The following is an 11,752-nucleotide window of genomic DNA, read 5'->3' as shown; positions in this document are numbered from 1 at the left end:
ACCGCCGTATACGGATCCGTACGTACGGTGGTGTGAGAGGTCGGTAATTGAAATAATCAATTACCTCCTACTCGATTTCTTATTCGAATGTTCGGCCGTTGAACCAGGTAAACATGTTATCGACCTTGGCGTGGTCAATTTCCGCTCTTGTTGACAGCAATTGGTAGGTGACGGCTGGCGTCCTGGTCAACCGGTCCGTCAGGTCGAAGCCGTTCTTCCGGTAGAAGCGCAGCCGCCGCAAACGCTGGTGGTTATTAGTTGCCACCGGGTCGGGCTGTTCAATGTCTAAAATCAGTGTATCGGGAGTGTAACGCTGCTTGAGCTGGGCAAGAATCTGGCTCCCGTAGCCCTTGGAACGAATCCGGTCATTGACGGCCAGGTAGAGAACATAGTGGATCCCGTGATGGTGGATGATGTATGAGAGACCGACAAATTGATCCTGGTCATAGAAGACGAGGAAGTCGGCCCGCCGAAACAACCGCTTGAAGAGCAGGCGGCTCCAGGCTTCTTGTTCGTATTCAGGAAAGGCACGGTAATAGAGCGCCTTAACCTGGCGATATTCAGGCAAACTTGGTTTTAGCGGTTTAACGGTTAAAGTCAAGTATATCCCTCCCGTGTATTTGTAATTATTTTATCAAATTGCGGCTGGCCTGCCTGCCATTCCAATTAAACTTAGGAGATTATTAAGGATTAATTTCCCGGGAAATAATAAAGAGCCGTGATGAGATTTTTAACCCATCACGGCCCTCAAATTACGATATTTACTTGTTATTGGCATCCGGGTTGGTGATCTTAATCCGGTTAGAATCGGTTGAAGAATGGTTCTGCTCCGGTGCATCAGTACTGAAGTCGTTCTCTGTCGACTGGTCATGGTTCTCAGAATAGAGACTGGTCGACTTATTACCCTTCTTGCGTTCGATTCGTTCGGCTCGCTTCAACCCGTTGGAGTAGTTGTAATCAGCTGGGTTAACGGGTTTGAAGCCCTTCGGATGGTAGAAGCGCAGGAGGTTCTTTTCGTTTAGCGAATCAGACAGACTAAGCTCGGTGTTGACCAGCTGATGGTCCTTCTTGATCCGTTCCTGCTGCTTCTTGGTCAGTTCGGCCTCCTTGCCGGTCCGGTTATCGTAGACCGTTCCCCCGATCACGGTGTAGTGCGGCGTGACAAAGTCCTGGTTGCGGAAGACGACGACCTGACTGTGCTGGCTGGAGAAAAGGTCGGTTCCAAACTGGATGTAACGCTTGGAAGAGATTCCCAGTAGGTGGAGCAGGGTCGGCAGGACGTCGATTTCTCCGCCATAGGTATGGTCGATGTGACCGTGTCCCCCGGAGTTTGGAATGACGAACATCAGCGGCACCCGTTGGAGCTGGGCGTTATCGAAGTCGGTCCAGTCATCGGCGTTCTTTCCCAGCACACTGGCCAGGGAGGTGTTCTCGCTGTTGGAGATTCCGTAGTGGTCCCCGTAGATCATGATGATGGAGTGGTCATACAGGCCGCTCTTCTTCAGGTAGTTGAAGAATTCCTGAATTGACTGGTCGAGGTAGTGGGCGGTCACGAAGTAGTTATCAACGTTGCTGTCCCCGGTATCGGTGGTCTGGAAGTTTGGATCCTTATCCTCATCGTCCAGGTCGTACGGGAAGTGGTTGGTAACCGTGATGTACTTAGCGTAGAACGGCTGCTGCAGTGCCTGCAGGTACTTGATCGAATCCTTGAAGAGCAGCTTGTCCTTCAAGCCGTAGCCGGTGGCCTTATCACCAGAGGTGTCGTAGTAGCTGGCGTCGAAGAAGTACTGGTAGCCGAGGTTCTTGTAGACGTTGTTCCGGTTCCAGAAGCTGGCGACGTTACCGTGAAAGACCGCGCTGGTGTAGCCGGCCCGCTGGTTGAGGATCGCCGGGGCCCCCTGGAAGGTGTTGTCGCTGCCCAGGGTCGCAAACAACGACCCCTGCGGCAGCCCAAAGGTAGAGGTCTCCAGCATGTTCTCCGCATCACTCGTCTTACCTTGCCCAACCTGGTGGAAGAAGTTATCGAAGGCGTAGGTATCGTTGCTGTGGTAGAGCGAGTTGAGGAATGGGGTAACCTCCTGGTCGTTGATCTTCTTGTCGATGATGAACTGCTGAAAGCTCTCCAGATGGATGACGATCACGTTGCGGCCCTTGGCGATCCCAAACATCTGGGGATTAGCCTTGGCATAGTGCTTATCCGTAAACTTCTTGACCTTCTCCAATTCGGACTTAGTGGCGCTTTGCCGCATATCGTTGATGTGCTGGGACTTAACAAGGTCGTAGCCGGTGAAAGCGTCGATCCCCAGGTACTTGACGATGTAGTTACGGTCGAATGTCCGCCCCAACAGCTGCGGCCGGCTCATTTCACCAAAGGCCAGGTTGCAGCCGAAGAGGACCAGCGACATTGAGGTGAAGGCAAAGGCCAGCCGGCTGCCGATTGCCCGGGGATCAAAGTGGATCTTCCTGAAGAGCATCAGGAGCAGGATGACTACGATGTCGAGCCAGTAGAAGATGTCATGAAAGTTGGTCAAAGCCAGCGAACTCCCGCTGAGTCCCTGGTTAACCTTGGAGTAACCCGTCATCGTGGCGATGGTCATGAAGTCGGTAAACTCCCGGTAGTAGATCACATTGAGGTAGAGCAAGAGAGTATTAGCGATGTCCAGCCCCATGATCACTGGGTAAAAGAATCGTGCCCGTTTGAAATAGAAGGCAAGGCTGTAAATTAGTGCGGTGGTTGCCAGGGGGTTGAAAATCAGGATCAGAAACTGGAAGATTCCCTCGACCCCGAGGCTGAAATCGGTAAAGTAAGCAAACAGGGTTTTGAACCAAAAAAGGACAACTAGGAGGACGAAAAAGCCAATCCTAGTGTCCACAAATTTGCTTAATTTTTTCATTAGGAATGTTCCTCGCAATCAAAGTGTTTGTTTAACTTGCCAGAATAAATTTAGCAAATCAGAAATATTTTATCACAGATTAGCGCGAAACATGATTTTTGGATCAATCATTGGGAAAACTTAATTCTTTACCGGGGCCGTTGCCGGTCCGGTCAGCCAGTCGTAGCTGAACAGCCGCTTCAGATGCCGGTTGACCGGGATCCAAATCCCCGCATTGAGAATGTCTTTTAAGGATGCCAACCAGCTCTTATCCTGGCGGTATTGTTTCGTGAGAGGAATCCTTAGCTTCTGGCCATCTTCAGTGACGACCTTGACTGACTTGCCATTGACGGCCACAATCCGTGCGGCGACGATATCGGCATTACTGGTGTCTTTTAGTGTCATGTTAATTCCTTCCTTCCATACTTTCAGTCTAAGGGACGGTTATGAAGAAAATGTGACTAAACACTTAAGGGCCGGCTAAATATCATTAAGAAAGAATTAAGCTAAAATTGCTACAACCGTTCGATTGGAAGCGGTATAATGAAGAAAATAGCGAATTAGGAGGCTGACTTCGATGACAAAACTCAATTTATACCTGGTCCGGCACGGCCAGACCTACTTTAACATCTACAATAAGCTGCAAGGCTGGAGCAATTCACCGCTGACCGCAAAGGGAAAGCAGAACGCCCGTGATGCTGGCGAACGGCTCAAGAACATCCACTTCGAGGCGGCCTTTTGCAGCGACACGACCCGGGCCATGGAGACGATCCAGACGATCTTGGATCTCAACCAGGCGGACTCGGTCAAGCACTCGGTGACCTCGCCGTACTTCCGCGAAGAGTTCTACGGCTCTTACGAGGGCACCAACATGGACGTTGCCTGGTACAATGCTGGGGCCCCGCATGGCTACAAGAACTTCCACGACATCGTTACCAAGTACTCCATCGGGACCGCTAAGGATTGGCTGAAGGATGCCGATCCGTTCCACGACGCCGAAAATAACGCCGAGTACTGGGCCCGGATGGACAAAGGGATCGCTCTAATTCGCAATACCGACCTGCCCGATGATGCCAACGTCCTCTGGGTTAGTCACGGCAACACCCTGTTGAGCCTGGTGGAACGCTTCGGTGGCGGTAAGTATGATGTCACTGTCCGGCCGAAGAACGGCAGCCTAACCACGGCCACTCTAACGGATAATAATTTTAAGATTGTTGATTATGATAAGTAAGTATTAAACAGGACTGACAAAGTATTAATAACTTGTCAGTCTTTTGTTTTCTTCCCATTGATAGCGTTTTCACAAATTGCTATAATAAGGCCATAATTTCCTATAACTGATCGTGAGGTGGAAAGAGAATGAATGAGAAAAAGGGAATTAATACTAGTGAACTGACACTTTTGATTATTGGCTCGACGATCGGTTCGGGGGCGTTTGGGATCACCAGCGACCTGGCAAGTGCCGCTGCCCCCGGCCCGGCCATGATTGCCTGGATCATCGTTGGGATTGGGGTCCTGACCCTGGTCCTGTCGCTGAATAACCTTTCGCAGAAACGGCCGGACCTCGATTCCGGGATCTTTAGTTACGCGGCCGCGGCTTTTGGACCGCTGGGCGAGTTTGTCTCTGGTTGGGCATACTGGCTTTCAGCTTGGCTGGGCAACATCGCCTTCGCAACCATCACAATGAGTGCTCTGGGGACCTTCTTCCCCAGGCTCTTCAAGAACGGCCAAAACCTCTTTTCAATCATCGTTGCAATTATTCTAACGTGGGTTTTGACGTTCCTGGTTAACCGGGGAATCGAGTCGGCGGCGTTCATCAACTCAATTGGAACGATCTGCAAGATTATTCCGCTGGTGGTCTTCGTCATCTGTGTAATCCTCGGATTTAAGGCCCGGATCTTCACTGCGGACTTCTGGGGCAACGTGGCCCAAAATGCGCACAGCGCTAAGTCCGGGTCCATCTTTGACCAGATCAAGGGTTCCATTATGGTTATGATGTGGCTCTTCGTCGGGGTTGAAGGGGCATCCGTGCTTTCCAGTCGGGCCCGGACCCGTTCCGATGCTGAAAAGGCCTCTATTCTGGGGCTGGTCAGTCTGCTGACGATCTACATTGTGGTTTCCGTCCTGCCCTATGGGGTAATGACGCGGGCCCAACTGGCTGCCGGCGGTCAACCGGCCTTGGGGGCCATCATGCAGCACCTGGTTGGTAACTGGGGTGCGGCTCTGATCAGTATCGGGCTGATTATCTCCGTCCTGGTCTCCTGGCTCTCCTGGACGATGCTGCCTGCCGAATCACTGATGCTGATGGCCGATGACCAGACCCTGCCGAGTTCGTGGGGCAAGGTCAACGCTAAGAAGGCGCCAACCCGGGCCCTGATCATCACCGGAGTATTGCAGTCACTGTTCCTGTTCTCCCTGCTGTTCACGTCCTATGCCTACAACTTTGCTTACACCCTGTGCACGGCGGCTATCCTGATCTGTTACTTGCTGGTTGGAATTTACCAAATGACGTACAGCTGGCAGCAACAGGACTGGGGCCAGTTTACGATCGGTCTGATCGCCACCCTGTTTGAATTGATGGCGATGATCTTATCCGGCTGGAAGCAGGTCATGATGGTTTCAGTCGGCTTCCTGCCCGGTTTCATCTTCTACCTGCAGGCCTGCAAGGAGTTCGGTCACCAGGTCACCAGCAAGGAGAAGTGGGCCATGGCCCTGATCGCTATCTTTGCGGTGGCTTCATTGATCCTGGTTGCCAACGGAACGATTTCAATTAACTAGGAGGCTTTATTATGGTTAAAATTGCACCATTTGGCGTTGAATCATGGCTTAACAAGTGGGAAAAGAGTGCTACTTACGACATTTCGCAGAGTACAATTGCATCCATGAGCATGCACGAGCTGCTTAACCTGGACGGTCACAATGGTCAGGAATTCTACGCAATGTTGGACAAGCAGAAGATGAACTACGGCTGGATCGAGGGTTCTCCAGAGTTCAAGCAGGAGGTTGCCAAACTTTACCAGCACGTTGATCCCGAGAACATCCTCCAGACCAACGGGGCGACCGGGGCCAACATCCTGGCTCTTTATGCGCTGATCAACCGCGGGGACCACGTGATTTCCGAATACCCTTCCTACCAGCAGCTGTACGATATTTCGAAGTCGCTGGGGGCGGATGTTGATTATTGGCACATCCACGAGGAGGACAACTGGTATCCGGACCTCGCTGAACTGAAGCAATTGATTCGCCCGGACACCAAGATGATCTGTCTGAACAACGCCAACAACCCGACCGGAACCATCCTGGACCGGGACTTCCTGGAACAGGTCGTTGAGATTGCTAAGTCGGTGGGGGCCTATATCCTGGTCGATGAGGTCTACCTGCCGCTTGACCACCCGGAGGACTTTACGCCGATCGTTGACCTGTACGACAAGGGGATCTCGACCAACTCACTGTCGAAGACCTACTCCGTTCCGGGGGTCCGGATCGGCTGGACAGCCACAAATGCTGAATTGGCAGACGTCTTCCGGAAATTCCGGGACTACACCATGATCTGTGGCGGGGTCTTCAATGACCAGTTGGCTACCTATGTTCTGCGGCACCGGGACCAGGTTTTGGACCGGAACCGTAAGCTGGTACTCGGTAACCTGGCAATCTACAAGGACTGGATTGAACATGAGGACCGGGCTAGTGTGGTAATGCCGCGGGCGGTCTCAACCTCGTTCCTAAAGCTGGATGTGCCGGTCGATATCCACACCTTCTGTGAAAACCTGCTGAAGGATGAAGGAGTGCTGCTGGTACCGGGGGATGCCTTTGATACCCCTGGGCACGTCCGGCTGGGCTACTGTGCTCCTGAAGCCACGCTGCGTGAAGGACTGAAGCGGCTTTCAAAGTACATGCACCAGTATGATTAATGGCAATAAAAAAGGATCGTGTTGCGCGATCCTTTTTTACTATGCTTGTTTCTTTGCCCACTTCAGGCCGATCCCGGTGAACCCGCTGATGATTGAGAAGACGGGTGAGAAGAGGCTGAAGAAGACGAATGGCAAAAAGTGGAGGACAGGAACCCCCAGGGTGGCCGCGGCGAAGGAACCGGCCACGCCCCATGGAATTAGGTAGTTGATAACACTACCACCGTCTTCGAGGACCCGACTGAGGGCCAGTGGGGCAAGCCCCATTCGCTGGAAAGCCGGCTTGAAGGCCTTCCCGGGCAGGATGACGGAGAGGTATTGTTCCCCGACGAAGAGGTTGATGCCGATCCCGGACAGGATGGTAGTTGTAACCAGCGGGCCGGGTTTGCGCAGGCGCTTGACCAGCGGCTCCATAGCGGATTGAACAACGTGAAACTGCATCAGGATTCCCCCGAGGGAGAGGGTGACGATGATCAGGGAGACGGTCCCCATCATGCTGGTGATCCCGCCCCGGGAGAGCAGGGCGTTGACGGCGGAGTCACTGGTGTGGGCGACGAAACCTTCGGAGATCAGGTTGGTCAGGGCCTTCAAGGACTCGCCGGGTTTCTGGACGAAGATCATGCCCACGGTTACCAGAATGTTGATGAACAGGGTGGGGATGGCCGGAATGTGGCGCCATGCGCAGACAAACATCAGGATGATTGGCAGCAGGGCCCACCAGCTGACCGTGAAGTGGGTCTGCAGGATGGCGATGGTGTGGTTGATCTTGGCGGCACTCATGTGATCGTTAGTGTTTCCCAAGATCCAGAAGAGGATGAAGGAAACGATGAATGACGGGATGGTGGACCACATCATATTCTTGATATGAGCAAAGAGGTCGCTGCCGGCAATGGCAGATGCCAGATTAGTTGAGTCGGACAGCGGTGACATCTTATCCCCGAAGATTGCTCCGGAGATAATCGCCCCGGCAACTAGGGCAGGATTGACGCCCATCGCCATGCCCATTCCGAAGAGGGCGATCCCAATAGTGGAGATGGTGGTGAAACCACTCCCGATGGACAGGCCAACCAGGGAGCAGACGATGAAGGTGGATGGTACGAAGAAGCGACTGCTGATCAGCTTAAGGCCGGCGACCATGATGGACGGGATAATCCCCGCCTGAATCCAAACAGCAATCAGGGCCCCGATCAGGATGAAGATGAAGATCGGGATGATGGCGGTACCGATCCCGTCCTGGATTCCCTTGTGGATGTCGTCCCAGGAAGCGCCGCGGAACTTTGCCCAGAAGACCAGCAGGGCGATGGTAAACAGGACGGGGATCTGTGGGGAGAGCCCGAAGTGAATAACTGATGTCCCCAGGATGATCAGCATGATGATTAAGATGGTGATGGACTCACCGAAACCAATTTTTTTCATAATTATTTCTCCTTCTTAAATGGTACTTAGTGAATAAAACTACGCCCTCTTAAGATATCGAACAATTCCACCGAAATCTTGCATGGTAAACTCCTTTCTCAAATAAAAAACGCCCCGTTGAATCAATCAACGGGACGATTTATAAACCGCGGTACCACCCAGTATACACATTGTGTGCACTCGTATCAGGTGGTAACGGCACTGAATATGGCCGGACAATTAATATCCTCGCGATAATTCAAACATTCCTGCCTGACCGGTTCGCACCTCACCACCGGCTCTCTTACGCCCAACAGGATGTCTACTGAAACGATAATTGTTGCAATTATAATATCGTGCTGAAATGAGAATGTCAACACATAAATTAAAGGAAAATGAGAATGCTAGTTGCTTTCCCGTGCCCAGCGGTGGTTGAAGAGCAGGTTCAACAGAACGGCAGAGACACTGGTGACAACAATTCCGTTACCCAGGATAATCTGAATTTCAGTTGGCAGGTACTGGAAGATATGCGGGTACATGGTAACGCCCAGGCCGAGGCCAATTGAAACCGAGGCCGTCAGCAGGTTGGCGTTGTTGGAGAAATCAACCTTGTGGAGGATTTGGACACCTTGGACCCCCACCATGCCGAACATGACGATCATGGCACCGCCCAAGACCGGCGTGGGGATGATCGTGGCAAGGGCGCCGACCTTTGGCAGCAGACCGAGTAGGAGCAGCAGGAAGGCCGCGTAGTAAACGGGCCGCCGGGTCTTGACCCCGGACATCTTCAGGACGCCGACGTTTTCGGAGAAGGTGGAGTATGGGAAGGTGTTGAACAGGCCGCCCAGGATGGCGGCAATCCCTTCTGCCCGGTAACCGCGTTCGAGGTCCTTGCTGGTGAGCTTGCGGCCGGTGATATCGCTGAGGGCGAAGAAGACCCCAGTGGACTCGATCATCGTGGTCAGGGAAACCAGCATCATGGTGACCATGGCGCTGACGTTAAACTTGGGTACCCCGAAGAAGAACAGCTGCGGGGCGTGGAACCAGGCCGCCTCGCTGACGGGCTTTAAGGAGACAAAGCCCATGGCACTAGCGATGAAGGAGGCGATCAGGATTCCCAAGAGGATGGCGATGGACTTGATGAAGCCGCGGCCAAAGGCGTTAAAGACCAGGATAATGACGATGGTCAGAAAACCGATCAGCAGGTTGGACGGGTTACCAAAGGTATGTGCCGTGGCGGACCCCCCACCGAGGTCTTGGAAACCGACTGGCACCAGGGTGAAACCGATGATGGTGATCAAAGAGCCAGTTACTACCGGTGGGAAGAAGCGCTTGAGCTTAGCAAAGAAGCCGGCAATCAGAAAGACGAAGATCCCCGCGGCAATGATGGCTCCATACATGTAGGTGATGCCGAGTTTACCCCCGATAGACTCCAGCGGGGTGACGGCTTGGACAGCACAGCCCAGGACGACGGGGAGGCCGATCCCGGTGATGGCAGTCCGCCGCAGCTGCAGGAGCGTTGCCACCCCGCACATGAAGATATCAATTGAAACCAGGTAGGTCATCTGCAGAGTGGAGAAGTGCAGGTATTGACCGATTAAGAGCGGCACGAGCACGTCCCCGGAGTACATTGCCAGCAGGTGTTGGAAACCCAGGACGAAGTTTTTCCATTGGTCCGCGAAGTTCAAGTGGTGGACGTGGGTCGTGACAGTCATTGGTTGTTTCACAAATTATTCCTCCTAATATTGATGGTCAATTCGATCAACAGCCAAATAAAAAAGCTCTTTTTGCCAAGTAAAGCAAAAAGAGCTGACGTTCAATTCGCTTATAGTCCAAAGTTTACGGCTTTGGGTAGGAACTACCGTCCATATTACGGCATTATATAGGCTATTGATTTCATTGGAAGTGTTGTTATCCTAACATGGAATCGGTAATGATGCAAGACGCTCGTTCGGCTTTTGCCTAGGCTGCTACTCGGATAATTTGGGATTGTTCACTAGAATTTAACTAAATTAGGAGTAAATTAGATAAGGTGGTATTATATTAGAAAGTGATTAGTTGATTTGCCAAGTAAGAAGAGAGGATGCGAAAAGCATTATGAAGAAAAAGACGAGCAGCTGTACGGCAATGCTGGTTGGCAAGAACGCAACAATTGATGGGTCCACGATCATTGCGCGGGACGAAGATGCCGAAGATGGGGTTAATCCCAAGACCTTCAAGGTATTCCCCGCCAAGGACTATACCGGTGAGCATTATGTTTCCAAGTACAACGGCCTGACCGTTGACATGGAAGGCCAGGGCTGCCGGTTCACAGCGACGCCTAATGGGGTTCCCGATGAGGGCCGTTGGGACGAACAGGGAATCAACGAACATAACGTGGCCATGAGTTCCACCGAGACCGAGATGACCAACGCCCGGGTTCTCGGCCACGATCCGCTGGTTAAGGACGGGGTCAATGAGGACTCGATGCTATACCTGGTTCTGCCGTTCATCAAGAGTGCTCGGGAAGGGGTCCAACGCCTGGGGCACCTGATTGAAAAGTACGGCACTGGTGAGACCAATGGGATTGCCTTCAGTGACCACGACGAGGTTTGGTACCTGGAAACCGCTGGTGGTCACCAGTGGGTTGCGCAACGGATTCCCGATGATGCTTACGCCATTGCGCCAAATATCATGTGTATTGAGGAGATCGACTTCGATGATCCCGACAATTACATGTATGCCAGCGGTATTCGGGAATTTGTCGAGAAGTTCCACCTCAACCCGAACCCGGGCAGCTTTAACTTCCGGAACATCTTTGGTACCCAGGACGAGGCGGACGCCTACTACAACACACCGCGTTCCTGGTATGGTCAAAAGCTTTTCACCCCATCCTTAAAACAGGATCCCACCAGCCAGAACATCCCGTTCATCCAACATGCTGAGAAGAAGATCGCAGTCGAGGACGTCGAACAGTTCCTGTCATCACACTACAACGGCACTCCGTACGATCCAATGGGGACTTACGCCTCCGGAACACCGGAAGAACAGCGGAAGTTCCGTTCGATTGCCCTTGACCGGAACCAGAGCTCCTGCATCTTGCAGATTCGGAATGACGTTCCGGCAGAATACGCCGCCATTCAGTGGATCAACTTTGGCTTCTACTGCTACAGCCCATACGTGCCGTTCTTTACTAACATCAATGACACGCCGGCTAACTACCAGGTGGCAACCGACGATGCCGATCCAGCCAAGAGTGCCTACTGGCTGCACAAGCTGCTGGAGGTGATCGTGGAACCCCGCTACCACGAATTCATCAACGAGGTGAACGACTTCCGTGATGGTTGCCAGAGCTATGGTGTCGGCCGGGTCGATGCCATCACCGCCGGGGCCGCCGGTAAGCAAGGGGCCGGGCTGACGGATTACTTGACCGCTGCCAATAAGGAATCAGCCGCCCATGTCACCACAGCAACCCACCAACTGATGAGCAGCCTGATTCACCAGGCCCTCTTGAACTCCAAGTTCCAGTTCGAACGGGGCGACAATCTTTAATTGCCTGCTAATCTAATTAAAATGAGCCCGGTTGTGCGAAATCTC

At 52.6% G+C, this 11,752-nt stretch carries 9 protein-coding genes and 1 riboswitch; of the genes, 4 read left to right on the top strand and 5 right to left on the bottom strand.

Annotated elements, in window-relative coordinates; translation table 11 throughout:
* Positions 1–79: 79 nt before the first annotated feature.
* From QOS10_RS03920 to QOS10_RS03910, 3 genes are all read right to left on the bottom strand, one after another.
* Positions 80–601 carry a GNAT family N-acetyltransferase gene (locus tag QOS10_RS03920; protein WP_283593860.1) on the bottom strand — a complete coding sequence of 174 codons (522 nt, stop codon included), beginning with the start codon at positions 599–601 and terminating at the stop codon, positions 80–82.
* A 160-nt stretch (positions 602–761) separates the two neighbouring features.
* Positions 762–2,894: an LTA synthase family protein gene (locus QOS10_RS03915; RefSeq protein ID WP_283593859.1), complete on the bottom strand. Its 2,133-nt coding sequence runs from the start codon at positions 2,892–2,894 to the stop codon at positions 762–764.
* Between the two features lie 120 nt (positions 2,895–3,014).
* Positions 3,015–3,278, bottom strand: a complete 264-nt coding sequence (locus QOS10_RS03910; protein ID WP_283593858.1) for a hypothetical protein — start codon at positions 3,276–3,278, stop codon at positions 3,015–3,017.
* A gap of 172 nt (positions 3,279–3,450) precedes the next feature.
* Between QOS10_RS03910 and QOS10_RS03905 the strand changes: the two genes are divergently transcribed.
* The 3 genes from QOS10_RS03905 (at position 3,451) to QOS10_RS03895 (ending at position 6,784) form a co-directional block, all read left to right on the top strand.
* Positions 3,451–4,104, top strand: a complete 654-nt coding sequence (locus QOS10_RS03905; protein ID WP_283593856.1) for a histidine phosphatase family protein — start codon at positions 3,451–3,453, stop codon at positions 4,102–4,104.
* 128 nt (positions 4,105–4,232) lie between these two features.
* Positions 4,233–5,651 carry a basic amino acid/polyamine antiporter gene (locus QOS10_RS03900; RefSeq protein WP_283593855.1) on the top strand — a complete coding sequence of 473 codons (1,419 nt, stop codon included), beginning with the start codon at positions 4,233–4,235 and terminating at the stop codon, positions 5,649–5,651.
* 11 nt (positions 5,652–5,662) lie between these two features.
* On the top strand, positions 5,663–6,784 hold the full coding sequence (locus QOS10_RS03895; protein WP_283593854.1) for an aminotransferase: 1,122 nt from the start codon (positions 5,663–5,665) through the stop codon (positions 6,782–6,784).
* A gap of 39 nt (positions 6,785–6,823) precedes the next feature.
* Here the strand turns inward: QOS10_RS03895 and nhaC are convergent, their stop codons facing one another.
* Positions 6,824–8,197, bottom strand: coding sequence for a Na+/H+ antiporter NhaC (gene nhaC / locus QOS10_RS03890; protein WP_283593853.1), 1,374 nt, complete (start codon positions 8,195–8,197; stop codon positions 6,824–6,826).
* Between the two features lie 383 nt (positions 8,198–8,580).
* Positions 8,581–9,891 (bottom strand): nucleobase:cation symporter-2 family protein, encoded by a 1,311-nt coding sequence (locus QOS10_RS03885; protein ID WP_283593862.1) that lies wholly within the window; start codon positions 9,889–9,891, stop codon positions 8,581–8,583.
* 93 nt (positions 9,892–9,984) lie between these two features.
* A riboswitch (purine riboswitch) is annotated at positions 9,985–10,082 on the bottom strand.
* Positions 10,083–10,273: 191 nt separating this feature from the next.
* On the opposite strand from QOS10_RS03885, the gene QOS10_RS03880 reads away from it, so the two are divergent.
* Positions 10,274–11,707, top strand: a complete 1,434-nt coding sequence (locus tag QOS10_RS03880) for a C69 family dipeptidase (RefSeq protein WP_283593852.1) — start codon at positions 10,274–10,276, stop codon at positions 11,705–11,707.
* Positions 11,708–11,752: the final 45 nt, after the last annotated feature.

It is taken from the genome of Limosilactobacillus galli (genome assembly GCF_947381495.1).
In the GTDB taxonomy this organism is placed as follows: Bacteria; Bacillota; Bacilli; order Lactobacillales; family Lactobacillaceae; genus Limosilactobacillus; species Limosilactobacillus galli.
Note: the sequence above shows the minus strand (reverse complement) of the source record. Positions and strands in the feature narration are given on the sequence as shown.